General features: G+C 71.1%; 22 protein-coding genes and 2 riboswitches. Of the genes, 12 read left to right on the forward strand and 10 right to left on the reverse strand.

Annotated elements, in window-relative coordinates; all coding sequences use genetic code 11:
• Window positions 1-69: 69 nt before the first annotated feature.
• From ACTJJZ_RS01045 to ACTJJZ_RS01075, 7 genes are read right to left on the reverse strand one after another with little or no spacing between them, the layout of a single operon-like run.
• Entirely contained in the window at window positions 70-837 is a 768-nt protein-coding gene (locus ACTJJZ_RS01045) for an SDR family NAD(P)-dependent oxidoreductase (protein ID WP_440719310.1), read from the reverse strand.
• 4 nt (window positions 838-841) lie between these two features.
• Window positions 842-1,813, reverse strand: a complete 972-nt coding sequence (locus tag ACTJJZ_RS01050) for a glycosyltransferase family 2 protein (protein WP_440719311.1) — start codon at window positions 1,811-1,813, stop codon at window positions 842-844.
• A gap of 50 nt (window positions 1,814-1,863) precedes the next feature.
• Entirely contained in the window at window positions 1,864-3,147 is a 1,284-nt protein-coding gene (locus ACTJJZ_RS01055) for a cysteine desulfurase family protein (protein WP_440719312.1), read from the reverse strand.
• Window position 3,148: 1 nt separating this feature from the next.
• Window positions 3,149-4,000 carry a carboxylating nicotinate-nucleotide diphosphorylase gene (nadC, locus tag ACTJJZ_RS01060; protein WP_440719313.1) on the reverse strand — a complete coding sequence of 284 codons (852 nt, stop codon included), beginning with the start codon at window positions 3,998-4,000 and terminating at the stop codon, window positions 3,149-3,151.
• The gene (nadB, locus tag ACTJJZ_RS01065) at window positions 3,997-5,562 is read right to left on the reverse strand and encodes an L-aspartate oxidase (protein WP_440719314.1); all 1,566 of its coding nucleotides are present in this window, start codon (window positions 5,560-5,562) and stop codon (window positions 3,997-3,999) included. Before nadB ends, nadC begins: the two co-directional genes overlap by 4 nt.
• Complete coding sequence (nadA, locus tag ACTJJZ_RS01070) at window positions 5,562-6,902, reverse strand: quinolinate synthase NadA (RefSeq protein ID WP_440719315.1); 1,341 nt, start codon at window positions 6,900-6,902, stop codon at window positions 5,562-5,564. Before nadA ends, nadB begins: the two co-directional genes overlap by 1 nt.
• A gap of 27 nt (window positions 6,903-6,929) precedes the next feature.
• Window positions 6,930-7,655, reverse strand: coding sequence for an NUDIX hydrolase (locus ACTJJZ_RS01075; RefSeq protein WP_440719316.1), 726 nt, complete (start codon window positions 7,653-7,655; stop codon window positions 6,930-6,932).
• Window positions 7,656-7,839: 184 nt separating this feature from the next.
• Window positions 7,840-7,933, forward strand: a riboswitch (glycine riboswitch).
• A 1-nt stretch (window position 7,934) separates the two neighbouring features.
• A riboswitch (glycine riboswitch) is annotated at window positions 7,935-8,044 on the forward strand.
• A gap of 54 nt (window positions 8,045-8,098) precedes the next feature.
• Between ACTJJZ_RS01075 and gcvT the strand changes: the two genes are divergently transcribed.
• From gcvT to ACTJJZ_RS01115, 8 genes are all read left to right on the forward strand, one after another.
• Window positions 8,099-9,238, forward strand: a complete 1,140-nt coding sequence (gene gcvT, locus ACTJJZ_RS01080) for a glycine cleavage system aminomethyltransferase GcvT (RefSeq protein WP_440719317.1) — start codon at window positions 8,099-8,101, stop codon at window positions 9,236-9,238.
• Complete coding sequence (gene gcvH / locus ACTJJZ_RS01085) at window positions 9,235-9,612, forward strand: glycine cleavage system protein GcvH (protein ID WP_440719318.1); 378 nt, start codon at window positions 9,235-9,237, stop codon at window positions 9,610-9,612. Before gcvT ends, gcvH begins: the two co-directional genes overlap by 4 nt.
• An 80-nt stretch (window positions 9,613-9,692) precedes the next feature.
• The gene (gene gcvP / locus ACTJJZ_RS01090; RefSeq protein ID WP_440719438.1) at window positions 9,693-12,530 is read left to right on the forward strand and encodes an aminomethyl-transferring glycine dehydrogenase; all 2,838 of its coding nucleotides are present in this window, start codon (window positions 9,693-9,695) and stop codon (window positions 12,528-12,530) included.
• A 249-nt stretch (window positions 12,531-12,779) separates the two neighbouring features.
• On the forward strand, window positions 12,780-14,405 hold the full coding sequence (locus ACTJJZ_RS01095; protein WP_440719319.1) for a peptide ABC transporter substrate-binding protein: 1,626 nt from the start codon (window positions 12,780-12,782) through the stop codon (window positions 14,403-14,405).
• A 170-nt stretch (window positions 14,406-14,575) separates the two neighbouring features.
• Window positions 14,576-15,505, forward strand: a complete 930-nt coding sequence (locus tag ACTJJZ_RS01100; protein ID WP_440719320.1) for an ABC transporter permease — start codon at window positions 14,576-14,578, stop codon at window positions 15,503-15,505.
• The gene (locus ACTJJZ_RS01105; protein ID WP_440719321.1) at window positions 15,495-16,439 is read left to right on the forward strand and encodes an ABC transporter permease; all 945 of its coding nucleotides are present in this window, start codon (window positions 15,495-15,497) and stop codon (window positions 16,437-16,439) included. The genes ACTJJZ_RS01100 and ACTJJZ_RS01105 overlap by 11 nt, the downstream gene beginning before the upstream one ends.
• On the forward strand, window positions 16,436-18,124 hold the full coding sequence (locus tag ACTJJZ_RS01110) for a dipeptide ABC transporter ATP-binding protein (protein ID WP_440719322.1): 1,689 nt from the start codon (window positions 16,436-16,438) through the stop codon (window positions 18,122-18,124). The genes ACTJJZ_RS01105 and ACTJJZ_RS01110 overlap by 4 nt, the downstream gene beginning before the upstream one ends.
• A complete protein-coding gene (locus tag ACTJJZ_RS01115; RefSeq protein WP_440719323.1) occupies window positions 18,121-18,690 on the forward strand; it encodes a PH domain-containing protein in 570 nt (189 codons plus the stop codon). The genes ACTJJZ_RS01110 and ACTJJZ_RS01115 overlap by 4 nt, the downstream gene beginning before the upstream one ends.
• Window positions 18,691-18,810: 120 nt before the next feature.
• On the opposite strand, the gene ACTJJZ_RS01120 is transcribed toward ACTJJZ_RS01115, so the two are convergent.
• A complete protein-coding gene (locus ACTJJZ_RS01120; RefSeq protein ID WP_440719324.1) occupies window positions 18,811-19,791 on the reverse strand; it encodes a hypothetical protein in 981 nt (326 codons plus the stop codon).
• 263 nt (window positions 19,792-20,054) lie between these two features.
• Window positions 20,055-20,852 carry a CPBP family intramembrane glutamic endopeptidase gene (locus ACTJJZ_RS01125; protein WP_440719325.1) on the reverse strand — a complete coding sequence of 266 codons (798 nt, stop codon included), beginning with the start codon at window positions 20,850-20,852 and terminating at the stop codon, window positions 20,055-20,057.
• Between the two features lie 120 nt (window positions 20,853-20,972).
• Between ACTJJZ_RS01125 and typA the strand changes: the two genes are divergently transcribed.
• Entirely contained in the window at window positions 20,973-22,883 is a 1,911-nt protein-coding gene (typA, locus tag ACTJJZ_RS01130) for a translational GTPase TypA (protein ID WP_440719326.1), read from the forward strand.
• An 87-nt stretch (window positions 22,884-22,970) separates the two neighbouring features.
• Here typA and ACTJJZ_RS01135 read toward each other — a convergent pair whose 3' ends face one another.
• On the reverse strand, window positions 22,971-23,519 hold the full coding sequence (locus ACTJJZ_RS01135; RefSeq protein ID WP_440719327.1) for a helix-turn-helix domain-containing protein: 549 nt from the start codon (window positions 23,517-23,519) through the stop codon (window positions 22,971-22,973).
• 65 nt (window positions 23,520-23,584) lie between these two features.
• Between ACTJJZ_RS01135 and ACTJJZ_RS01140 the strand changes: the two genes are divergently transcribed.
• The 3 genes from ACTJJZ_RS01140 (at window position 23,585) to ACTJJZ_RS01150 (ending at window position 25,222) form a co-directional block, all read left to right on the forward strand.
• Window positions 23,585-24,334, forward strand: coding sequence for an AzlC family ABC transporter permease (locus ACTJJZ_RS01140; RefSeq protein WP_440719328.1), 750 nt, complete (start codon window positions 23,585-23,587; stop codon window positions 24,332-24,334).
• Window positions 24,331-24,645, forward strand: coding sequence for an AzlD domain-containing protein (locus tag ACTJJZ_RS01145; protein ID WP_440719329.1), 315 nt, complete (start codon window positions 24,331-24,333; stop codon window positions 24,643-24,645). Before ACTJJZ_RS01140 ends, ACTJJZ_RS01145 begins: the two co-directional genes overlap by 4 nt.
• A gap of 79 nt (window positions 24,646-24,724) precedes the next feature.
• The gene (locus ACTJJZ_RS01150; RefSeq protein WP_440719330.1) at window positions 24,725-25,222 is read left to right on the forward strand and encodes a histidinol dehydrogenase; all 498 of its coding nucleotides are present in this window, start codon (window positions 24,725-24,727) and stop codon (window positions 25,220-25,222) included.
• Window positions 25,223-25,225 lie beyond the last annotated feature (3 nt).

The raw sequence follows: 25,225 nt of genomic DNA on the forward strand, positions 1-25,225 counted from the left end.
GCTTCGAACCGGCTGTCGCTGCGGCACTCCGTCGGGCAGAGCACCGTGACGTCGGCGGCGGGCGCCGCCTCAGTGCACGGACAGCCCGCCGTCGACGAAGATCGACTGACCGGTGATGTAGCCGGACGACCGGCCGCCGAGCAGCACGGCGATCCCGGCGAAGTCGTCCGGCACGCCGTTGCGGCCCACCATGGTGCGGGCGGCGAGCTCGGCGACCCGGGCGGGATCCTGCTGCAGCCGGGCGTTCAGCGGAGTCAGCACGAAGCCGGGCACGAGCGTGTTGCTGGTCACGCCGCGGGACGACCAGGCCTCGGCCTGCGAGCGCATCAGCGCCTCCAGGCCTCCCTTCGACACCCCGTACACGCCGCTCGTCACGAACGCGCGGTGCGCCTGCTGCGAGCTGACGTGGATCATCCGGCCGTAGCCGCGCGCGGCCATGCCGGGCCCGAACTGCTGGCCGAGCAGGAACGGCGCCTCCAGGTTCACCGTCATCGTGGCGTCCCAGTCGTCGATCGTGATCTCGTCGAACGGCGGACGGATGTTGATCCCCGCCGAGTTCACGAGGATGTCCGGCTCGCCGAACGGCGCGGCCGCGGCCTCCGCGGCGGCGTGGATCCCGTCCCGGCTGCCGAGGTCGCCGACCACGCCCGCGACCGTGCAGCCCTCGAGCGCCGTGAGGGTCTCGTCGATCCGCTCCCGGCCGCGTGCGACGATCACGACGGACGCGCCTGCGCGGGCGAGGGCGGTGGCGATGCCGCGGCCGATCCCGCTGGAACCGCCGGTGACGATCGCGGTCAGCCCGCGCAGGGAGAACAGGTCGGCGAGGTGATCGGTCATCCCCTCACCATGCCAGAGCAGCGGCGAGCGCCGGATCCGGTGAGGCGCGCGCGAACTCCGGCAGGGCGCGCAGCTCGTCGAGGAAAGCGTCCAGCGTGGCGCGGTAGGCGGGGTCGGGATGCTCGGCCGCGATGCGCTCGAGCGGCGGCACGTCCATCGCGAGGATGAGGTCCAGCCGGGCCACGACCGCGTCCGCGGCGCCGGCCGCGTGCAGCACGCCGATGCCGCCGCGCAGGGCCGCGAGGTAGTCCCGCAGCACGGGCAGCCGGTCCTTGCCCTGCGTGATCGAGGATCCGTCGGCCCGCAGCCGCCAGCGGACCACGGCGTCGGGGATCACGTCGAACGCCCGCGCCGAGGTGTACATCGTCTGCGCGACGATCTGGTCCTCGTAGGCGACGCCCTCCGCGAAGCGCAGCCCGCTCCAGAACCCGGTCCGGCTGAGCTTCGACCACGCGACGATGTTCGCGGACGCCGCAGGGTGCGCGAAGATCGTCGTCCCCAGGCGCTGCGGATCCGTGGCCGCCGCCACCCAGGGCTGCACCCTGCCCGGGACGTAGCGCGTGCCGTCCCAGCGCGAGCGCAGGTACGCGGCGGCCACGAAGTCGCTGCCCGTGAGCTGGAGGGTGCCGGTGAGTCGTGCCAGTGCGTTCGGCGTCAGTTCGTCGTCGCCGTCGAGGAAGCCGAGGTACGGCGTGTCCACGAGCTCCAGGGCGGCGTTGCGCGCGGCCCCGAGCCCGCGCGGCTCGGCGTGATGCACGACCATGAAACGGGGGTCGGTGCGCGCCGCGTGGTCGAAGATCCCGCCCGTGCCGTCGCCGGATCCGTCGTCGACGAGGATCGCACGCCAGGACGGCAGGGTCTGCGCGCGCAGGGAGTCGAGCGCCGCAGGGACGAAGGCGGCGATGTCGCGTCCGGGGACGATCATCGTGACGATCGGGGCGGCCGGGATCGGGGCGGGGGTGATCGGGACGCTCACCGGGCCAGTCTAGAAGCGCCCGAAGTCCCGGGAGCGCGCGCGAGACGCGGTCAGCGCGCGACGGCGGCCACCGAGGCGGCCACGAGCGCGGCCAGACGCTCCGGCCCGTCGCCGCCCAGGCCCTCCCGGCCGAGCGTGAAGCGCACCGACGTCTGCGCCACGGCGGGGTCGACGCCGCACGCGAGCAGCACATGCGAGGGCTCGTCGCTGCCGGCCGCACACGCCGAACCGCTCGACGTCACCACGCCGCGCCGTTCGAGCTCGAGCAGCACCGCCTCGCCGGAGACGCCCGCGAACGTGAAGCTCGCCGTCCCGGGGAGCCGGTGCCGGGGATCCCCGGTGAGCCGTGCGGAGGGCACGGCGGCGAGGACGGCGGCGATGAGCCGCGCGGCCTGCGCGCCGACCCGGGTCGCGGCCTCGTCCCGCTCCACCTCGGCGAGGTCGAGGGCGGTCGCCAGAGCGACGGCCCCGGCCACGTTCTCGGTGCCGGAGCGTCGCCCGCGCTCCTGGCCGCCGCCGTGCACCAGGGGCTCCAGCGGCACGCGGCCGCGCACGGCGAGTGCGCCCACGCCCTTCGGGGCGCCGAGTTTGTGCCCGGCGATCGCGATGGCGTCGGCGCCGAGACCGTCCAGCGGCAGCCAGCCGGCGGACTGCACGGCGTCCACGTGCAGCGGGATGCGCCGCGATCCGGCGGCGGCGACCGCCGCGATGCCCGCGATGTCCTGGATCGTGCCGATCTCGTTGTTCGCATGCCCCACCGCGATGAGCGCCGTGCCAGGGCGGATCGCGGCGGCCACGTCCGCGGGATCGACGCGTCCGTCCCGGTCGACCGGGACGAGCGTCGCGTCGACGTCGTGGAAGCGGTGCAGGTAGCCGATCGACTCCAGGATCGACTCGTGCTCGATCGGCGTCGAGATCACATGCGTCCGGCCGCGCGCCGTCTCGTCGTCCGGCTCCCCGTCGCCCTCTCCGCCCCGCGGCGGGCTCGGGATCCGTGCCGCGAGCACGATGCCCTTCACCGCGAGGTTGTTCGCCTCCGTGCCGCCGGCGGTGAACACGACATCGCCGGCGCGGACGCCCAGCACGCGCGCCACCCGCGCCCTGGCGTCCTCGAGAGCGCCCGCGGCCGCCTCGCCGACCGTGTGGTGGCTGGACGGGTTCCCGAACGTCTGCGCCTGCGCCGAGGGAGTCAGGTACGGTGCCATCGCCTCGATCACCTCGGGCCGGACCGGCGAGGTCGCGGCGTGGTCGAGGTACAGCGGCGCATACGCGCGGCCGTGGTGCGAGGCGGCGGGGTCTGAGGCGGTGGGGTCCGGCGCGGCGGGGGAGGGCATGTCAGTCGATCCGGACGTCCAAGCCGAGATCCAGCGCCCGCGCGGAGTGCGTGAGCGCCCCGACCGAGATGACGTCGACGCCGGTCTCGGCGATGCCGCGCACGGTGTCGAGGCTCACGCCACCGGACGCCTCGACCGTCGCGGCGCCGTCGATGAGCGCGACGCCGGCCCGCAGATCCTCGAGGGAGAAGTTGTCCAGCAGCACGGTGTGCGCTCCGCCGGCCAGCACCGCGGGGATCTGGTCGAGGCGGTCCACCTCGACCACGACGTGCGCGGTGTGCGGCAGTGTCGCGATGGCCTCGCGCAGCGCGGTCGCGAGATCCCGGCCGCCACGGCTCAGCACGGCGAGATGGTTGTCCTTGGCCATGACGGCGTCGGACAGCGAGAAGCGGTGGTTGCGCCCGCCGCCGGCGGTGACCGCGTGCCGCTCGAAGGCGCGCAGGCCGGGCGTGGTCTTGCGGGTGTCGGCGATGCGCACGCCGGTGCCGGCGACGGCCGCGACGTACGCGGCGGTCAGGGTCGCGATGCCGCTGAGACGCTGGGTGAAGTTGAGGGCCACGCGCTCCGCGGTGAGCAGGCTCCTGGCGGATCCCGTGACGCTGGCGAGGACGTCCCCGGCCGCGAACGCGTCGCCGTCCGCGACGTGCAGGTCGACGATCACGGACGGATCCGTGAGCTCGAACGCGGCCGTGAACACGTCGCCGCCGGCGAGCACGCCCGCCTCCCGGGCGACCAGGTCGGCGGTCGCCGTGGCGTCGGCGGGCAGCAGCGTGGTGCTGGTCAGGTCGCCCCACGGAGCGTCCTCCTCCAGCGCGGCGCCGACGACACGGGTGAGGACGGCGGGGGTGATCATCGGGCTCCGATCAGCGCGGGGGAGGGTTCGAGGTGATGCGCGCCGACCGAGAAGGGCCGGGCGAGGGCGGCGAGGATCATCGGCTCGGCGACCTCGAGCAGGTTGCGGTCCTCGATCGCCGCGAGGGAGTGCCCGGCCGGAGGATCCGCACGCCACGCGCGGACGGTCGCGAGCGCCTCGGTCAGGCCCTCGCGGGTGCGCAGCGGGCCGACCAGACCCCACATCAGGTCGCGCAGGGCGGCACGGGAGAACGGCACGTCCTCGTCGACGGTCGAGCGAGCGAAGCGGGATGAGACGTCGTCCCCGTGAAGGTGCGTCCCGTCGCCTGCGGCCGCTCTGTGAGCGTGCCGAAGGGCGCTCGACGGCCACCAGGACGACTCAGAAGAGGAGAGCGCGGCCGCGGCCCTGGCTCCGAACACGGCGCCCTCTAGCAGCGAGTTCGACGCGAGCCGGTTGGCGCCGTGCACTCCGGTGCGGGCGGCCTCACCGACCGCGAACAGGCCGGGCAGGGTGGTGCGGCCGTCCGCGTCGGTCACGATCCCGCCCATCAGGTAGTGCGCGGCGGGCGTCACCGGGATCGGCTCCCGCGCCCAGTCGAACCCGCGTTCGCGGGTCACCCGGTCGATGGTCGGGAACCGCCGGGCGAGCCGGTCCCGGCCGATGGCCGTGGCGTCGAGCCGCACCGGACCGCCCTGCTCCTGCGCGCGGCGGACGATCGCCCGGGCGACGACGTCACGCGGGGCGAGCTCGCCGTCCGGGTGCGCGTCGAAAGCGAATCGGCGGCCGTCGTCGTCGATGAGGATCGCCCCCTCCCCGCGCACCGCCTCGGAGATGAGGAACGCGGATCCCGGCGCGGCCAGGATCGTGGGGTGGAATTGCACGAACTCGAGATCGGCGACCGCGGCTCCCGCGCGCAGCGCCGCGGCGATCCCGTCCCCGGTGCAGACCGCGGGCGCGGTGGTGTGCCGGAACAGCCGTCCGGCACCGCCCGTGGCGAGGATGACCGCATCGGCCGGGACGTCCTCGATCCGCCCGCGAGCCAGCAGCCGCGCGCCGCGTGCGGCACCTCGCCCGTCGACGAGCAGGTCGATCAGCGCGGTGTGCTCGCGGACCGGGATCTCGGCCTCGCGCACCCGCGCGGACAGCGCGGCGGAGATCGCCGCGCCGGTCGCGTCGCCGCCCGCGTGCGCGATCCGGGCGGCCGCGTGCGCCGCCTCGAGCCCGCGCAGCAGCCGGCCGGCGTCGTCGCGGTCGAAGGGCACCCCGCGGGCGATGAGCTCCGCGATCCGCTCCGGCGCGTCGTCGACCAGCACCTGCACGACCGCCGGATCCGACAGCCCCGATCCGGCGGCGAGGGTGTCCTCCGCGTGCGCGGCGGCGGAGTCGCCGGGCCCGTAGACGCCGGCGATCCCGCCCTGGGCGAGCGCCGTGGCGCCGTCGCCGAGCGCGTCCTTCACGACCACCTCGACGCGATGCCCTGCCTCGTGCGCGTGCAGCGCCGCGGTCAGTCCCGCGATCCCGCCGCCGATCACGATCACGCGGCGACCGCCGAGGGCGCTCATCAGGCCACCGCCCCTGCTCCCGCGGCCGGAAGGGGAGCCGGCTTCGCGGCGAGCATGCGCTCGAGGGCGACCCTGGCCGGGTCCGCGACGTCCGCCGTCACGGTGATGCGGTTGGGGGTGCGGCCGGCCACGAGCTCCTCGAGCACCCAGGCGAGATATCCGGGGTGGATCCGGTACATCGTCGAGCACGGGCAGACCACCGGGTCGAGGCAGAAGATCTCGTGCTGCGGGTACTGCGCCGCCAGCCGCCGCACCAGGTTGATCTCGGTGCCGATCGCGAAGGTGGTCGGCTCGGTGGCGGCGGCGATGGCCTTGCGGATGTAGTCGGTGGATCCCGCCTCGTCTGCGGCGTCCACGACCTCCATCGGGCATTCCGGGTGCACGATCACGCGCACGCCGGGATGCTCGGCGCGGGCCCGGTCGATCTGCGCGACCGTGAAGCGGCGGTGCACCGAGCAGAACCCGTGCCACAGGATCACCTCGGCGTCCTGCAGCTGCTCGGCGTCGTTGCCGCCGAGGGCCCGGCGCGGGTTCCACATCGGCATCCGCTCGAGCGGCACGCCCATCGCCTTCGCCGTGTTGCGGCCCAGATGCTGGTCCGGGAAGAACAGCACGCGCCGCCCGCGCGCGAACGCCCACTCCAGCACCGTGCGCGCGTTCGACGAGGTGCACACGATCCCGCCGTGGCGGCCGACGAAGCCCTTGATCGCGGCGGAGGAGTTCATGTACGTCACCGGGATCACCGGGACGCGGCCCTCCGCGTCGGGCTGGTCCAGCGGGCCGTACACGTCGGCGAGCTGCTCCCAGCACTCCTCGACCTGGTCGATGTCGGCCATGTCGGCCATCGAGCAGCCGGCGGCCAGGTTCGGCAGGATCACGGCCTGATCCGGTCCGGAGAGCAGGTCAGCGGTCTCCGCCATGAAGTGCACGCCGCAGAACACGATCGCCTCGGCGTCCGGGTGCTCCTTTGCGGCGGTCGCGAGCTGGAACGAGTCGCCCACGTAGTCGGCGTACTGCACGACCTCCTCGCGCTGATAGAAGTGCCCGAGGATCACGACGCGCTCGCCGAGGGTCCGCTTGGCGGCGCCGATGCGCTCGTGCAGCTCGGTCTCGGACGCCTCGCGGTACGCGGCCGGCAGCTCGCCCTGGCGCGGGGATCCGGTCGGGATCACGTCGCCCATCGAGGATCCGGGGCCGTAGCCGGGGACGGCGTCGAAGTTCCACGGGCCGGCGGCGAGGTCGGTCGCGCAGGTCTCCTCGGTGGAGGCGCCGGTGACGATCAGGCGGAGGGCGTGGTCGACGGACGGATCGCGCGGGTTCAGGTGCGTGGTGGTGCTCATGAGAGTCTCGTCTCTGCGTTGCGGTCTCTACGTTGCGGTCTCTGCGGGGGAGAGCGGGCCGCGATCGGCCAGCTCGACATCGCCCGCATCCCGGTACAGCCGGGCGGGACGGTGGCTTCCGGTGCGGAAGGCGTTGGTGGGCACGAGAGTCCTGGTCGCGTCGACCTGGCGGCGGAAGTTCGCCGGATCGAGCTTGCGGCCGAGGATCGTCTCGTACGCCTCGCGGAGGTCGGCGAGGGTGAACTCGGGCGGAAGGAATCCCTGTGCGACCCGGCTGTAGCCGACTTTGTTGCGCAGCCGCCACAGCGCGTACTCGATGATCTGCACATGGTCGAAGGCGACCGCGGGGAGGTCTGTGGCATCGAACCAGGCGACGTTCTCCGGATCCGAGCCGACCGCCTCCGCGGCCTCCTCCTCACGCAGCAGCGCCCAGTACACGACCGAGACCACGCGGGTCGGCGAGCGGTCGACGGCGCCGAACGCGTACAGCTGCTCCAGATAGCTCGGCGCCAGGCCCGTGGTCTCGGCGAGGGTGCGGGCGGCGGCGGCGGTCAGCCCCTCCCGCGCGTCGAGCCAGCCGCCCGGAAGCGCCCACGCGCCCTGGTACGGGTCGCGGGTGCGGCGGACCAGCGGGAGCGCGATCCGCGGCGAGGATCCTTCGGATCCCTGGAGGGCGCCGTCGCGGCGCAGCGTCAGGATCACCGTCGAGACGGCGACGCGGATGCCGTCCTCGGACTCCTCGCTTCTGGTCATGATGACTTTAACCTCCGGAAGCGATCTTATAGTCATCCTGACCAGAAGGCGACTTTGTTGCGGCGATCTCCCAGACTGCCGAGGACGGTGACCCTCGACACCCGCCCCGGCCGCCGCGGATTCCGGCCGCACGGCGGGCGCCGCGCACGATAGGATGAGCGGCAGAAACTGAACACGTGGCCGCACGGTCCGCGCGGGAGAGTCTGGTGAACGCAGCCGGACACCGAAGGAGCAAGCCTCCCCGCCAATCTCTCAGGTAACCGCACCGCGCAGATCCGGCCGCTCTGAAAAGCGACGGCGAGCGACGCTCGCCGTCCGCCGACGGTGAAAGCCCCTGTCCCGCCCTCGTGGCGCAGGGGCGAAGCTCTCAGGCCCATGACAGAGGGGGAGTTCTCGGATCCGTGCGCCGTGCGGATCCTCACCGATCCGCACGGGAGAGCTCCATGACAGACGACACCGCGCCGCGCGAGAGCGCGCCGCACGCCCGCAGAGTCACCCCGCTCCGGGAGCGCCACGAGGCGCTCGGAGCCTCGTTCACCGATTTCGGCGGCTGGCAGATGCCGGTCCGCTACACGTCCGATCTCGCCGAGCACCACGCGGTGCGCGAGAGCGCGGGCATCTTCGACATCTCGCACATGGCCGAGTTCACGATCATCGGCGCCGACGCCGCGCAGTTCCTCGACTACGCTCTCGCCGGCCGGCTCTCCGCGCTCGCCGTGGGCAAGGCGAAGTACTCGCTGCTGCTCGCCGAGGACGGCGGCATCATCGACGACGTCATCGTCTACCGCCTCGCCGACGACCGCTTCCTGATCATCTCGAACGCCGGCAACCGTGACGCCGTGCGCGAGGCGCTGCAGGATCGCACGCCGGGGATCGACGTCACCGTCGAGGACGTCTCGGACTCCTTCGCCCTCATCGCCGTGCAGGGCCCGAACGCCGAGGCGATCCTCGCAGCGACCGAGGGCATCGAGGACGTCTCGATCCCCTGGTCCGAGCAGAAGTACTACGCCTGGGCCGCGGCGACCTACCGCGGCAAGCCGCTGCTGCTGGCCCGCACCGGCTACACCGGTGAGGACGGTTTCGAGCTCCTCGTCGCCGCGGATGACGCCACCGCCCTCTGGGATGCCGCGCTCGCCGCCGGCGCCGGACGCGGACTGGTGCCGGCCGGCCTCGCCGCGCGAGACACGCTCCGTCTCGAGGCGGGCATGCCGCTCTACGGGCACGAGCTGACCCGCGAGACCAAGCCGGCCCAGGCCGGGCTCGGCCGCGTCGTCGTGACCGACAAGGAGAGCTTCGTCGGCAAGGACGGGGTCACGCCGGACGAGAGCGCCCGCGTGCTCATCGGCCTCGCCGCCGAGGGCCGTCGTGCCGGCCGGGCCGGGTATGCGGTGGTCACCGAGGACGGCACCGCCGTCGGCGAGATCACGAGCGGTGCGCTCAGCCCGACCCTCGGCCACCCGATCGCGATGGCCTTCGTCGATCCGGCCGTCGCCGACGGTGAGACGTCCCTGTTCCTCGACGTGCGCGGCACGAAGATCCCCGCGACCGTCACCGCCCTGCCTTTCTACCGGAGGAAGAAATGACCGATCTGAACACCCTGCGCTACAGCGAAGAGCACGAGTGGGTCGCCGTCGACGGCGCTTCCGCGACCATCGGCATCACGGACTTCGCCGCGGATGCCCTCGGCGACATCGTCTTCGTCGAGCTGCCGGCCGTCGGCACGTCCTTCAGCCGCGGCGACGTCTTCGGCGAGGCCGAGTCGACCAAGTCCGTCTCCGAGCTGTACGCGCCGGTCGACGGCACCGTCGTCGAGATCAACGATGCCGTGGTCGACGACCCGTCGCTGGTCAACTCCGCCCCGTTCGACGGCGGCTGGCTGATCAAGGTCTCCATCGCCGCGGGCGCCGTCGACGGTCTCCTCGACCGCGACGCGTACGTCGCGCACACGGAGGGCTGACGGTGAACCGTCCCGACCAGCACCGAGGGGCCGCGTTCGTCGACCGCCACATCGGCACCACCGCCGACGCCCAGCGGGCGATGCTCGAAGCGATCGGCATCTCCTCCGGCGCCGGCGAGCGTCCCGTCGATGCGCTCATGCGCGAGGCCGTCCCTGCCTCGATCCGCCCTTCGACAGGCTCAGGGACCGAAGCCGCCGATCGCGTCAGCGTGCTGCCCGCCGCCGCGAGCGAGGCTGAGGCCCTCGCCGAACTGCGCTCCCTCGCGAACCGCAACACGGTGAACCGCCCCATGATCGGCCTCGGCTATTACGGCACCATCACGCCCAGCGTGATCCAGCGCAATGTGCTGGAGAACCCGTCCTGGTACACCGCGTACACGCCGTACCAGCCGGAGATCTCGCAGGGCCGGCTGGAGGCGCTGATCAACTTCCAGACCATGGTCTCCGACCTCACGGGCCTGGACACCGCCAACGCGTCGATGCTGGACGAGTCGTCCGCGGTCGCCGAGGGCATGCTGCTCGCGCGGCGTGCCTCGAAGGCGAAGACCGACGTGTTCGTCGTCGACGCCGATGCGCTGCCGCAGACCAAGGCGCTGCTGGCGACGCGCGCCGACGCGGTCGGCATCGAGCTCGTCGAGCGGGACCTGGCCGCGGGCGAGACCCTTCCCGAGGAGCTGTTCGGCGTCTTCGTGCAGTATCCGGGCGCTTCGGGGCGGATCTGGGATCCGTCCGGGGTCATCGACGCCGCGCATGTCGCCGGCGGCCTCGCCGTCGTCGCGGCCGATCTGCTCGCGCTCACCCTGATCTCCTCGCCCGGCTCGCTCGGGGCGGACGTCGCGGTGGGGACCACGCAGCGCTTCGGCGTGCCGATGGGCTTCGGCGGCCCGCACGCCGGCTACATGGCGGTGCGCGCGGGCCTGGAACGCCAGCTGCCCGGCCGGCTCGTCGGCGTCTCGCAGGACGCGGACGGCCACCCGGCCTACCGCCTCGCCCTGCAGACCCGCGAGCAGCACATCCGCCGTGAGAAGGCGACGTCGAACATCTGCACCGCCCAGGTGCTGCTGGCCGTGATGGCCTCGATGTACGCCGTCTACCACGGCCCCGACGGGCTGAAGGAGATCGCCACCGGCGTCGCCGCCAAGGCCCGCTTCCTCGCCACCCAGCTGGAGAAGGCCGGCGCGGAGATCGTGCACGCCGACTACTTCGACACGATCACGGTGCGAGTGCCCGGGCAGGGCGACGCGATCGTCGAGAAGGCCCACGACGCCGGGATCCTGCTGCACCCCGTGGACGCCGACACCGTGAGCATCTCCGCCGACGAGACCACGACCTACGAGGACATCCTCGCCGTCGCGACGGTCTTCGGTGCGGGCGAGGGATCCTTCGCATACATCCCGGTGACGAGCGTGCCGGCCACGCTCGCGCGCCAGGACGAGTACCTCACGCATCCGGTGTTCCACGCGCACCGCTCCGAGACCGCCATGATGCGGTACCTGAAGAGCCTCGCCGACCGCGACTACGCGCTCGACCGCGGCATGATCCCGCTCGGATCCTGCACGATGAAGCTCAACGCGGCGACCGAGATGGCGTCGATCACCTGGCCGGAGTTCGCGCAGCTGCACCCCTTCGCCCCCGAGGCGGACGTGCGCGGCACGCTCGAGCTGATCGATCAGCTCGAGGCGTGGATGGCCGACGTCACCGGCTACGACGCGGTGTCCCTGCAGCCGAACGCCGGATCGCAGGGCGAGCTCGCGGGCCTGCTCGCGATCCGCGGCTACCACCTCGCGAACGGCGACGCCCAGCGCATCGTGTGCCTGATCCCGTCCTCCGCGCACGGCACGAACGCCGCCAGCGCGGTGCTGGCCGGCATGAAGGTCGTGGTCGTGGCCTGCGACGAGCTCGGCAACGTCGACCTCGGCGACCTGCGCGCGAAGATCTCCGCGCACGCCGACGAGATCGCCGCGCTCATGATCACCTACCCGTCCACGCACGGCGTGTACGAGCACGACGTGCTCGACATCACGGCCGCGGTGCACGAGGCCGGCGGCCAGGTGTACATCGACGGGGCGAACCTGAACGCCCTGCTCGGCTACTCCCGCTTCGGCGACCTGGGCGGAGACGTCTCGCACCTCAACCTGCACAAGACGTTCGCGATCCCGCACGGCGGCGGCGGGCCCGGCGTCGGACCCGTCGCGGCCAAGGCGCACCTCGCGCCGTACCTGCCGGGGCACCCGCAGGCGCAGCGCGCCGAACACGCGGGCGGTCACGTCTTCGAGGGCGGACCGGTCTCGGCGGCGCCGTACGGATCCGCCGGCGTGCTGCCGATCTCGTGGGCGTACGTGCGGATGATGGGCGCGGACGGCCTCCGCGACGCGACCGCCGCCGCCGTGCTCGCGGCGAACTACGTCGCCGCGCGCCTGGGCGAGCACTACCCGGTGCTGTACTCGGGAGAGCAGGGCCGCGTGGCGCACGAGTGCATCCTCGACCTGCGCCCGCTCAAGGAGGCGACCGGGATCACCGTGGACGACGTGGCCAAGCGCCTCATCGACTACGGCTTCCACGCCCCGACCATGTCGTTCCCCGTCGCGGGCACGCTCATGGTCGAGCCCACCGAGTCGGAGGATCTCGGCGAGCTGGAGCGCTTCGTGGAGGCCATGATCCAGATCCGCGCCGAGGCCGACGAGGTCGCGGCGGGCATCTGGCCTGCCGACGACAACCCGCTCGTGAACGCGCCGCACACCGCGGCGTCGCTGATCGCGGGGGAGTGGCAGCACGCCTACACGCGGGAGAAGGCCGCGTATCCGGTGCACGCCCTGATCGCGGGCAAGTACTGGCCGCCGGTGCGCCGCATCGACAACGCGTACGGCGACCGGAACCTGGTCTGCGCGTGCCCGCCGATCGAGGCGTTCGCGCTCTAGAGTCGCCAGGACAGCGTCCCGCCGGCGCCCGGGGAGCCTGCTCTCCGGGCGCCGGTGCGCGAGACCGCGCGTGAGATGGGGTCTCGCCGAGGATGACACCGCGGTTCGGCCCCCGGCTCAGGTCACCAGTGAGTAACGGTTAACGCAACCGGTTCGCAGGATCGGGCGTACGGCGGTTACCCTCGAGTATCCCTACACGTTCGACGATGAGCGTGCAGATTGTTGTTAATTGTCCACAGGAGGACACACGTGAAGCGCAACAAGATCGCCCTCGCGGGCATCGGGCTGCTCGCGATGGGCGCACTCGCCCTCGCCGGCTGCTCGAGCAAGAGCGGCGGAGAAGCCACCCCCACCACGGGTGGCGATTCGAAGGCCATCATCAAGGTCATGGGCAGCGAGCCCGAGAACCCGCTGATCCCGACCAACACCAACGAGGTGGGCGGCGGCAAGATCCTCGACTCGATCTTCGCGGGCCTTGCCTACTACGACGCCAAGGGCAAGCTCGTCAACGACATGGCCGACTCGATCAAGGTCGACGACGCCAGCGACCTGACGATCAAGCTGAAGCAGGGCAACACCTTCTCCAACGGCGAGAAGGTCACGGCCGACAGCTTCATCAACGCCTGGCAGTACGGCGCCCTGTTCTCGCACAAGCAGCTCAACCAGTCCTGGTTCAGCGACATCGAGGGCTTCAGCGACTCGGCGGACTCCCCGCTGACCGGCCTCAAGAAGACCGACGACTACACGTTCAGCATCAAGCTGTCGAACCCGGTCGCCTCCGACTTCTCGCAGCGCCTCGGCTACTCGGCCTACTACCCGCTGCCGTCCGACGCGATCAAGGACCCCGCCGCCTTCGGCGAGAACCCGATCGGCAACGGCCCGTACAAGTTCGCCAAGACGGGCGCGTGGCAGCACAAGGTGCAGCTCGACCTCGTCAAGAACGACTCCTACAAGGGCGGCCGTCAGGCGAAGAACGGCGGACTGACGTTCGTCTTCTACTCGACCCCCGACGCCGCGTACGCCGACCTGCAGGCGAACAAGGTCGACGTGATCGACCAGATCCCGTCCTCCGCGCAGCAGACGTTCGAGTCCGACCTGGGCGACCGTGCGGTCAACCAGCCGGCCGCGATCTTCCAGTCGTTCTCGCTCCCGGGCAACCTCGCGCACTTCACCGGTGACGAGGGCAAGCTGCGCCGCGAGGCGATCTCCATGGCGATCGACCGCGCCGCCATCACCAAGACGATCTTCAACAACACCCGCACCCCGGCCAGCGACTTCACCTCGCCGGTCATCGCGGGCTGGTCGGACAACCTCAAGGGCGCCGACGTGCTGAAGTTCGACGCCAAGAAGGCGAAGGACCTGTGGGCTCAGGCCGACAAGATCTCGCCGTGGAGCGGCACCTTCCAGATCGCCTACAACTCCGACGGCGGTCACCAGGCCTGGGTCGACGCGGTCGCCAACCAGCTGAAGAACAACCTCGGCATCGACGCCTCGGGCAACCCGTACGTCGACTTCGCCTCGCTCCGCAAGGACGTGAACGCACGCACGATCAAGACCGCGTTCCGCACCGGCTGGCAGGCCGACTACCCGGCGCAGTACAACTTCCTGCAGCCGCTGTACTCGACCAAGGCGTCGTCGAACGACACGGACTACTCGAACCCGGACTTCGACAAGCTCGTCGCGAAGGGCGCGTCCGAGACCGACCCGTCCGCGTCCACGAAGGACTACCAGCAGGCGCAGGAGATCCTCCTCAAGGACCTCCCGGCCATCCCGCTGTGGTACTCGAACGTGAACGGCGGCTTCGCCAAGGGCGTCAGCAACGTCCACTTCGGCTGGAACTCGGTTCCGCTGTACTACGAGATCACCAAGGGCTGACCAGCCCGAGGGATCACATCCGCGAGGCGGTGACGATCACGTCACCGCCTCGCGCGCTGTCGAAAACAGTGTCGTGCGCGTCGAACACGTGACACGATTCTCAGTGAGGCGTCAGGCCCGCGCAGACCGTGCCGGCACCCGAGGCGCCTCCTCATCTGGAGGGAGGGCGAATGATCGGTTACATCCTCAAACGCCTCTTGCAGGTGATCCCCGTGTTCCTCGGGGCCACTCTGCTCATCTACTTTCTGGTGTTCGCCATGCCCGGCGACCCCATCGCTGCGCTCTTCGGAGACAAGACGCCGAGCCCGCAGCTGCACGCCGCGCTGACCGCGCAATACCACCTCGATCAGCCGTTCATCGTGCAGTACGGCTACTACCTGGCGGGGATATTCCGCGGAGACATGGGCACCACGTTCTCCGGCCAGTCCGTGAACGACGTCCTGGCGGCGACGCTGCCGGTCACGGGACGCCTCGCGGTGATGGCGATCGGGATCGAGTTCCTGCTCGCGATCATCATCGGGACGTTCTCGGCGCTGCGCAAGGGCGGGATCTTCGACAACGCCATGCTGGTGCTCTCGCTGATCTTCATCTCGCTGCCGATCTTCGTGCTGGCCTTCCTGGCGCAGTACTTCCTGGCGGTGAAGCTGCAGTGGTTCAGCCCGACGGTGGGCGCCGACAACGACTGGGGCGGCATGTGGCTGCCCGCGCTCGTGCTCGGTGTGAGCCTGTACGCGACGAGCATGCGCCTGATGCGCGGCTCCGTCATCGACACGCTCAACCAGGACTGGGTGCGCACCGCGTACAGCAAGGGACTGCCGAAGCGCAGGGTCGTCCCCGTGCACGTGCTGCGCAACTCGCTCATCCCCGTCATCACGAACTCCGCGACCAACTTCGGCGTGCTGCTGGTGGGTGCGACGGTCACCGAGGCGATCTTCAACGTCCCCGGCGTCGGCAACACCCTCTTCCACGCCACGCTGCAGCACGAAGGGCCGACCATCGTCTCCTTCGTGACCGTGTTCGTGATCATCTACGTGCTCGTCAATCTGGTCGTCGACATGCTCTATGGCCTGCTCGACCCGAGGATCCGCTATGTCAAGTGACACCAGCGCGACGCATTACGTCGCCCCCATCAGAGAGACCACCATCGCGGTCGACACGGTCAAGGTCGGCGAGAAGCCGTCGAACCTGTGGCGCGACGCGTGGGCGGACATCCGCCGCCGCCCGATGTTCTGGGTCTCGATCGTCATCGTCCTGGTCGTGCTGCTCATGGCCGTCTGGCCGACGCTGTTCACGCAGACCCCGCCGAACAGCAACTGCCAGCTGTCGGACTCCAACAGCGGGCCGACCGCCGGGCACCCGCTCGGCTTCACGTTCCAGGGCTGCGACATCTACGCCCGCACGGTGTGGGGGGCGCGCACGTCGATCTCCGTCGGCCTGATCGCCACGATCATCGGCTCGGTCATCGGTCTCGTCATGGGTGCGCTGGCCGGCTTCTACGGAGGCTGGCTGGACGGCGTGCTCTCGCGCGTCGGAGACGTCTTCTTCTCGATCCCGTACATCCTCGCGGCCGTCGTCGTGATGAGCGTCTTCTCGCAGTTCCGCAACGTCTTCACGCTCGCGCTCGCGATCGGCGGGTTCGCCTGGGCGTCGACCGCGCGCGTGGTCCGCGCCGAAGTGCTGCGGGTGCGGCAGGCCGACTTCGTGATGGCCTCGCAGGCGCTGGGCAAGTCCAAGTTCGGCACGCTCATGACGCATGTCGTCCCGAACGCGATCGCCCCGCTGCTCGTGGTCACCACGCTGAGCCTCGCCGCGGCGATCGTCGCGGAGGCGACGCTGTCCTTCCTCGGCGTCGGGCTCGGCAGCGGCACGATGTCCTGGGGCAACGACATCAGCCAGGCGCAGCAGTCGCTGCGCGTGGCTCCGATGGCCCTCATCTACCCGTCGATCGCGCTGACCGTCACCGTCCTCGCGTTCATCATGCTGGGCGAGCTCGTGCGAGACGCCCTCGACCCGAGAGCGAGGGCGCGCCGATGAGCGCTGCGACCGACACTCCGCTGCTGCGGATCCGCGATCTCAAGGTCGCGTTCGACACCCAGTCCGGATCCCGCGAGGTGCTGCACGGGGTGAACCTCGAGCTGTTCGCGGGGGAGACCCTGGCGATCGTGGGCGAGTCCGGTTCGGGCAAGTCCACCACGGCCTCGGCGATCATCAACCTCCTGCCCGGCACCGGGCACGTGACCGCCGGCAGCATCATGCTCGACGGCCAGGAGCTGACCGAGCTCACGTCGCGCCAGATGGAGCGGCTGCGCGGTCGCGAGATCGGCTACGTGCCGCAGGATCCGATGTCCAACCTCAACCCGGTGTGGTCCATCGGCTTCCAGGTGAAGGAGGCCGTCCGTGCGAACGGGCTCGCCACCGGACGCAAGGACATCGAGGCGCGCGCCATCGAGGTGCTGCAGCAGGCGGGCCTCGCGGACGCCGCGAAGCGGCTGCACCAGTATCCGCACCAGTTCTCCGGCGGCATGCGGCAGCGCGCGCTGATCGGCATCGGACTCGCGGCCGACCCCAAGCTGCTCATCGCGGACGAGCCCACCTCGGCGCTCGACGTGACCGTGCAGCGCGTGATCCTCGACCACCTGGCCACGCTCACGCGCGAGAAGGGCACCTCGGTGCTGCTGATCACGCACGACCTGGGTCTGGCCGCGGAGCGCGCCGAGAAGATCATCGTCATGCAGAACGGCGAGATCGTCGAGTCGGGGCCGAGCCGGGAGATCCTGGAGAATCCGCTGCACCCGTACACGAAGAAGCTCGTCGCGGCGGCGCCCAGCATCGCGTCGCAGCGCATCCAGGCGGTCGCGGAGCGGCGGGGCATCGAGACCAGCGACGACATCGCGGGCATCCCGCCCGCGATCAGCGTGCGCGACCTGACCAAGGATTACAAGATCCGTCAGGGCCAGTTCCGCAGCGTCCCGTTCCGCGCCGTCGACGCCGTGTCCTTCGACATCCCGAAGGGCAAGACGCTCGCGCTGGTGGGCGAGTCCGGCTCGGGCAAGTCGACCGTCGCCAAGATGGTGCTCAAGCTCGAGCAACCCACCTCGGGGACCATCGAGATCGACGGATCCGACGTGTCGGACCTGTCCGGTCGGGAGACGCTCGCGCTCCGCCGGCGCATGCAGCCCGTGTTCCAGGACCCGTACGGGTCCATGGATCCGCTGCGCAACATCGGCAACACGATCTCGGAGCCGCTGGACATCCACGGCGTCGGCGATCAGGCCTCGCGCCGGGCGCGCGTCCTGGAGCTGCTGGATCAGGTCTCGCTGCCGCGGGAGCTGGCGACGCGGTACCCGAACGAGCTCTCCGGCGGTCAGCGGCAGCGTGTGGCGATCGCCCGTGCGCTGGCGCTCAAGCCCGACATCGTCGTCCTCGACGAGGCGGTCTCGGCCCTCGACGTGCTCGTGCAGGACCAGATCCTGAAGCTCCTCGCAGAGCTGCAGAGCGAGCTCGAGCTCACCTATCTGTTCATCACGCACGACCTCGCGGTCGTGCGCGTCGCGGCCGACCTGGTCTGCGTGATGGAGAAGGGCAAGCTCGTCGAGCAGGGCACGGTCGACGAGATCTTCGCCAATCCGCAGCAGGAGTACACCGACCGGCTGCTCCAGGCGATCCCCGGGGTGTCGATCCCCCTGGGCAGCGGAGGCGCGAGCGGCCTCCCCGCGTGAGTTCGATCGAGCACCTGCCCGTGGGCGCGCGGACCTACCGCGCGTCCACGGGCATCGCCGTGCTGGTGGTGTGCGCCGCGCTGTCGGTCTTCCTGCTCGGCGACGCGGTGATCCGCGGCAGCTGGGCGCTGATGCTCCTGTACGCGCCGTGGGTGCTGCTCGTGCTCTGGCTGATCTACGAGCTCAGCGTGGTGTCGAGAGTCCGCGTCGACGAAGAGGGGGTGGTGGTGCAGAACTTCCTGCGCCGCACCTCGTTCGGCTGGCGCCGGGTCACCGACCTGGATCTGCGCTGGCAGCTCGACTTCCATCTCGAGGACGGCCGGAAGCTGTCCTGCTGGGGCGGGCCGGGCCGGATCCAGTCGCCGCGGATGAGCCGCACCGGGGACGAGATCAGGATCCCGGCGTCCCTGCGCACCCTCGGCGAGGTCCGTGCGCGCTGGGAGCACGCGCTCGAACAGGAGAAGGGCGCGGACGCGCCGATCCGGCGGAGCTGGGACTGGCCTGCGATCGGCGCTCTCGTCGTGATCGCGGCCGGGGCCGTGATCGCGATCGTGGTCACCCGCTGACCTGCTTGCCGCGAGACCGAACTTCCGTCCCGAGACCGACGTTGTTATCGTCGGTCTCGGGACGCCAGGTCGGTTTCGCGGCCAGCGCGTGCTCACGTGAGGCTGCGACGTCCGCGGGGGTCACGCCAGGTCGCGCAGGGTCGCAAGCAAGGCGGCATCACTGCGACGAGGACGCGGGACGCCGCCGTGCGCGAGGATCCCGATCAGCAGGTCAGTGGCGCGGATCTCGCTCCAGCCCCAGCGCAGGAGGCCCGAGGCTTGGCGGCGCAGGCGAGACTCGCGCTCCTTCTCACGTCGGATCGCGACGGTCGGGTCGTCGAGCGTTCCGTCGTACTTGAGCTGCCCGTCGGACTCGCCGATGAGCCTGCGGCTCCGCCAGTAGAAGTCCGCGCGGTCGAGATACCCGTCCAGGCGGAACTCGACCTGCAGCTCGGGCAGCTCGAACCCCGCCGCTTCCATAACCCCGATGCTCAGTGACTCGAGAGGGCTTGCCGGCACACCCGAGGCGCGTTCGAGAGCCCACCGTGCTCTGCGGCGCCCTCGAGAGGTCGTCCGGCTCTCGTTGATCGCTCGCAGCTGCTCAGGATTCGGCCTCCGGACACGACGAAGCAGTGCGTCGGCGTAGGCGAGGCCCTCGATCGGCGGCACGGAGCGGGCGACATCGACGATCGTGTCCGGGACCCCTGTGAGCAGGACACCATCGAGTTCCTCGATCTCGCGCTCCCGATTGCCGGTGTGGACACGGATCCGCCCCGCGGTTCGACTGGATCCGAGCGGCACGAGCACATGAACCGGCTCGTCGACACGGCCGAGGTAGACCCCGCGAAGAGCCGCGGCTGAGACCCCGCAGAACACGCTGTCCGGATCCTTCAACGCGACGGCGTGCACCTGTGCGAGGTATCGGCTCCAGCGCGGCAAGCGCCGCCAGTCCGCGGAATCGGCGTAGACGCCGGGCAGGATCCTCACGACCTCGCCACGATGCCAGGCACGGTTCAGCAGGCTCGCGTTCACGGAGTCGCTCGGTCGGAGCAGTTCGACAGGGACCGGCACGATGGCATCTTGCGCGACCGGTCCGGAGGGTGCGAGGTCGATGGTGCTCATCGACCGATCCTGTCCCTCACGCGCCGCCACCTGCACGCGTGAAGAGGAAGCCGTGCACAACCTCTCGGACGCCCGGCATGTGGAGGACAGTAGCTGTTGACCCCGAAACCGAACCTCCGTCCCCAGACCGAGCGTCTGATCGTCGGTTTCGGGACGCAGCTTCGGTCTCGCGGCCGGCGACGGAGCCGAGGACGAAGCCGACGACGCGGCTGACGACGGGGCCGACGACGGGCCGACCACGGCGGCCGCGGTGGGGGCTGCGGTCAGTGCCCGGGCAGCCCGAACAGCGCGGGCCAGGTCGAGGCCGCCCACGGGTAGCCGACGAAGGCCGCGGCGTCGATGAGGAAGTGAGCGACGAGGAACGGCAGCAGCCGGCCGGTGCGCAGGAACAGGAAGCCGAACAGCAGCCCCATCGCGAGGTTGCCGATGAAGGCTCCTGGGCCCTGGTACAGGTGGTAGCTCGCCCGCAGCACCGAGGTGCTCAGCACGATCGTCCACGGGCCCCAGCCGAGCTGGCGGAGCCGCGCGAACAGGTAGCCCAGCACCACGACCTCCTCCTGCACCGCGGCGCGCGCCGCCGACAGCAGCAGGACCGGAACGGTCCACCAGTAGGCGCTCTGCGCGCCGGGATCCACCGCCACGAACATTCCGAGCAGGCGCCCGGCGAGGTACAGCGCGAGTCCCGGGACCCCGATCGCGACCACGAGGCCGAGCCCCCACGCGGTGTCCCGCCCGACCCGGGCGCCGTCCAGCCCCAGCGCGCCCAGGTGCGGGCGGGACGCGCGCCAGAGCAGGAAGCACACCAGCAGCACCGGCGCCAGCGAGAAGGCGATGCCCAGCAGCTGGTAGACGAGGTCGAACAGCTCACGGCTGGACTGCGCGGGGTTCAGCGTCGCGGTCTGATCGGCCAGCGGCGTGCTCAGCGTGAGCCGGTCGAGCAGCTGCACCACGGCGTAGACCGCGGACTGCCCGAGGCCCAGGGCGAGCACGATCGCGATCTCCCAGCCGAGTCGTGTCCTGGACGGCGCATCCGGGGGAGCGGGCGGCAAGGCGATCCTCATGCGTCGAGCGTACGGCGCGGCGTGAGGGATCCGCCCCGCAGAGGACGTCCAGGAGCGGTGATGTATCCTGAAGAGTCCGGAATCCCGGACCAACCCCCTTTTCTGCTGAGGACTTCATTCATGGCGCACGCCCTCCGTTCCGATCTCCGCAACGTGGCCATCGTCGCGCACGTCGACCACGGCAAGACCACGCTGGTCGACGCCATGCTCCGCCAGACGGGATCGTTCGGCGAGCACGCGCACGTCGAAGAGCGCGCCATGGACTCGAACGACCTCGAGCGCGAGAAGGGCATCACGATCCTCGCCAAGAACACGGCGATCACCTACAGCGGCAAGCACACCGACACCCCGGTCACGATCAACGTGATCGACACCCCGGGCCACGCCGACTTCGGCGGCGAGGTCGAGCGCGGCCTGTCCATGGTCGACGGCGTCGTGCTGCTCGTGGACGCCTCGGAGGGTCCGCTGCCGCAGACCCGCTTCGTGCTGCGCAAGGCGCTCGAGGCCAAGCTGCCCGTGATCCTGCTGGTGAACAAGACCGACCGCCCGGACGCCCGCATCGCCGAGGTCGAGGAGGAGGCCCACGACCTGCTGCTGGGCCTCGCGTCCGACCTCGTCGACGACGTGCCCGACCTCGACGTCGACGCGCTGCTCGACGTGCCGGTGGTCTACGCCTCCGGCCGTGCCGGCGCCGCGTCGCGCAACCGTCCCGCCAACGGCGAGCTGCCCGACAACGACGACCTCGAGCCGCTGTTCGAGGCGATCCTCGAGCACGTCCCCGCCCCGCACTACGACGACGAGGCGCCGCTGCAGGCCTGGGTCACCAACCTCGACTCCAGCCCGTTCCTCGGCCGTCTCGCCCTGCTGCGCGTCTTCAACGGCACGCTGAAGAAGGGCCAGACCGTGGCCTGGGTCCGCTCCGACGGCTCCACCAGCAACGCCCGCATCACCGAGTTGCTGAAGACCCGCGCCCTGGAGCGCTACCCGGCCGAGTCGGCCGGCCCCGGCGACATCGTCGCGATCGCCGGCTTCGAGGACATCACGATCGGCGAGACCATCGCCGACCCCGAGGACGTCCGCCCGCTGCCGGCCATCACGGTCGACGACCCCGCGATCTCGATGACGATCGGCACCAACACCTCGCCGCTCGTCGGCAAGGTCAAGGGGCACAAGCTGACCGCCCGCATGGTCAAGGACCGCCTCGACCGCGAGCTCATCGGCAACGTCTCGCTCAAGGTCGTCGACATCGGCCGTCCCGACGCGTGGGAGGTGCAGGGTCGCGGCGAGCTCGCCCTGGCGATCCTCGTCGAGAACATGCGCCGCGAGGGCTTCGAGCTCACGGTCGGCAAGCCGCAGGTGGTCACGAAGAAGATCGACGGCAAGACCTACGAGCCGTTCGAGCACCTCACGATCGACGCCCCCGAGGAGTACCTCGGCGCGATCACCCAGCTGCTCGCGACCCGCAAGGGCCGCATGGACAACATGATCAACCACGGCACCGGCTGGGTGCGCATGGAGTTCATCGTCCCCTCGCGCGGCCTCATCGGCTTCCGCACCGAGTTCCTCACCACGACCCGCGGCACCGGCATCGCGAACGCGATCTCGCACGGCTACGAGCCGTGGGCCGGGCACATCGTGACCCGCCAGAACGGTTCGATCGTGGCCGACCGGTCCGGCGTCGTCACGCCGTTCGCGATCATCGCCCTGCAGGAGCGGATGTCCTTCTTCGTGCAGCCCACGCAGGAGGTCTACGAGGGCATGGTCATCGGCGAGAACTCGCGCAGCGACGACATGGACGTGAACATCACCAAGGAGAAGAAGCTCACCAACATGCGCTCCTCCACGGCCGACACGTTCGAGTCGATGACCCCGCCGCGCACCCTCTCGCTCGAGGAGAGCCTCGAGTTCGCGCGCGACGACGAATGCGTCGAGGTCACGCCGGAGATGGTCCGGATCCGCAAGGTCACCCTCGACCAGACGATCCGCGCCCGCGAGACCGCGCGGCTGAAGCGCCAGGACGCGAACGCCTGATCGAGCGCCTCTGCGACGGGCCCCGTCCTGCTCCGGCAGGCGGGGCCGTCTGCGTTCCGCCCGCGTGGCCGGCCCGGCCGGGGGCGGTCAGCGCAGCTCGGAGATGAGCACGGCCGAGGTGCCGGGGACGAGCGCCTCGAAGACGTGGCCGGCGTCGCCCGGGTAGGACAGGTAGTCGCCCGGACGCAGCTCCTCCGCCGCGTCGGACGGCCCGACGAGGGCGCGCCCGCTGATCAGCACGACGTGCTCGGTCGTGCCCGCGTGGTGCGGCAGCGAGCGACGAGGCTCTCCGGGCTCCGCCTGGATGATGTAGAGGTCCCGGCGTGCACCGGGCGGACAGGCGGCGACGAGCGTAGCGACGTAGGGCGCGGCCGCCGAGGGCACACCCGCGTACGCGCCGGCGCGGATGAGGGTGGGTGCGCTCACCCGCTCCTCCACGAACGCAGCGAACGGCAGGCCAAGAGCATCCGCGATCGCCCACAGCGTCTCGACGCTCGGCCCGGTGGATCCGCTCTCCAGCTGCGACACCGTCGCCTTGGACACGCCGGCGCGGCGGGCGAGCTCCGAGACCGAGATGCCGGCCGCCTCGCGCTCGCGACGGAGGGACCGGGAGATGCGCTCGCGGAGATCGTCCATGCGGCCAGTATCCCAAACGATCGTTCATCTTGACAGACACCGGGGCGTTGTTCAGAATGATGGTCATGCGTTCAGCAGAACGAACGACCGGGCGGGATGGCGCGGGGATCGCCGCCGAGGTCCGCGTCGCGCGCCGGGAGGGCATCGGGGTCGCGCTCGCGACCAGCGCCTACGGCATCTCCTTCGGCGCGCTCGCGGTCGCGAGCGGGTTCGACGTGTGGCAGACCTGTGTGCTGAGCCTGGTGATGTTCACCGGGGGATCGCAGTTCGCGTTCGTCGGCGTGATCGGCGCCGGAGGGATCGCGGCGGCGCCCGCCGCGATCGCCTCCGCACTGCTGCTGGGCGTGCGCAACGTCGCGTACGGGATCCGGATGTCGCCCGTGATCGGCCGCGGCGTGTTCCGCCGGGCGGCCGCGGCGCAGTTCACGATCGACGAGTCCACTGCGGTGTCGCTCGCGCAGCGATCTCCGCGCGCCAGGACGGCGGGCTTCTGGATCACCGGCCTCGGCATCTATCTCGGGTGGAACCTGAGCACCCTGCTCGGGGCGCTGCTGGGCGATGTGCTGGGGGATCCGAAGACGTACGGGCTCGACGCGGCGGCGGCTGCCGCGTTCCTCGCGCTGCTCTGGCCCCGGCTGCGGCGGCGCCAGGCGATCGCGGTCGGGATCGCCGCCGCGGCCGTGGCGACCGTGCTCACGCCCGTGCTCATCCCCGGTCTGCCGGTGCTCGTCGCCGCGCTCGTCGCGATCGCGGTGGGCTGGTTCGACTGGCTCGGGCCGCGGAACGTGTCCGAGGAGACGGAGAAGACGGCATGACGATGTGGAACGCGGTGCTGCTCGCGGCGATCGGCTGCCTGGCGCTCAAGGGCATCGGCTACCTCGTGCCCGCCTCCGCGCTGGAGGCGCCGCGACCCGCGCGCATCACGGACCTGCTCACCGTGGCGCTGCTCGCCGCGCTCGTTGCCGTGCAGGCGCTGGCGTCGGGGCAGCACGTCGTCGTGGACGCCCGGGTGCCCGCCGTGCTCGTCGCGGCGGGGCTGCTGTGGCTGCGGCAGTCGTTCCTCGTCGTGGTGATCGCCGCGGCCGCGGTGGCCGCGCTGCTGCGGCTGCTCGGCTGGGCCGCCTGAGCCGGGGACCGTCCGGGGCGGGACAGCGCGTGCACAGCCGTCGTCGCTAGGCTCGTCGGGTGCGTGGAACGGGGAAGAGATGAGCGTGATCGCCCGGGTGCTGTCGTGGATCGCCCTGTTCGTCGTCGGCGCGGTGTTCGGTCTCGCCGCGACCGTGACGCACGCCTCCTCACTGTCCTCGCTGCCCTGGGTCGCGAAGACGCCGGTGCTCGCGGCGACGCTGGGATCCGGCGCTCTCGGCATCGTGCTCGGCGCGCTGGCCTGCGGCGGCATGCTGCTCGCGGTGCGCCTGTTGCTGCGGGACCGCTGGGCGGCGCTCGTCACCGGCCTCGGCATGCTCGCCGGCATGGTGGTCATCTCCGGCACCGGGCCCGGGGGATCGGTGATCGTGCCGAACGACGTCTTCGGCGTCATCTGGACCTGGACCGTCGCCGGCATGGTGCTGCTCGTGGCCGCCTGGCCGGACTTCTCCCGGATCCGCCGGCTGCAGGAGGTCCGCCGCCTGCAGGAGCAGCAGGCCGCCGCCGCGCTGGGACCGGCACAGGGGCCGGGCGAGAGGATCCCGGACGGGTCGTAGACT

The organism is Microbacterium sp. 22242 (assembly GCF_052045495.1).
Taxonomy (GTDB): domain Bacteria; phylum Actinomycetota; class Actinomycetes; order Actinomycetales; family Microbacteriaceae; genus Microbacterium.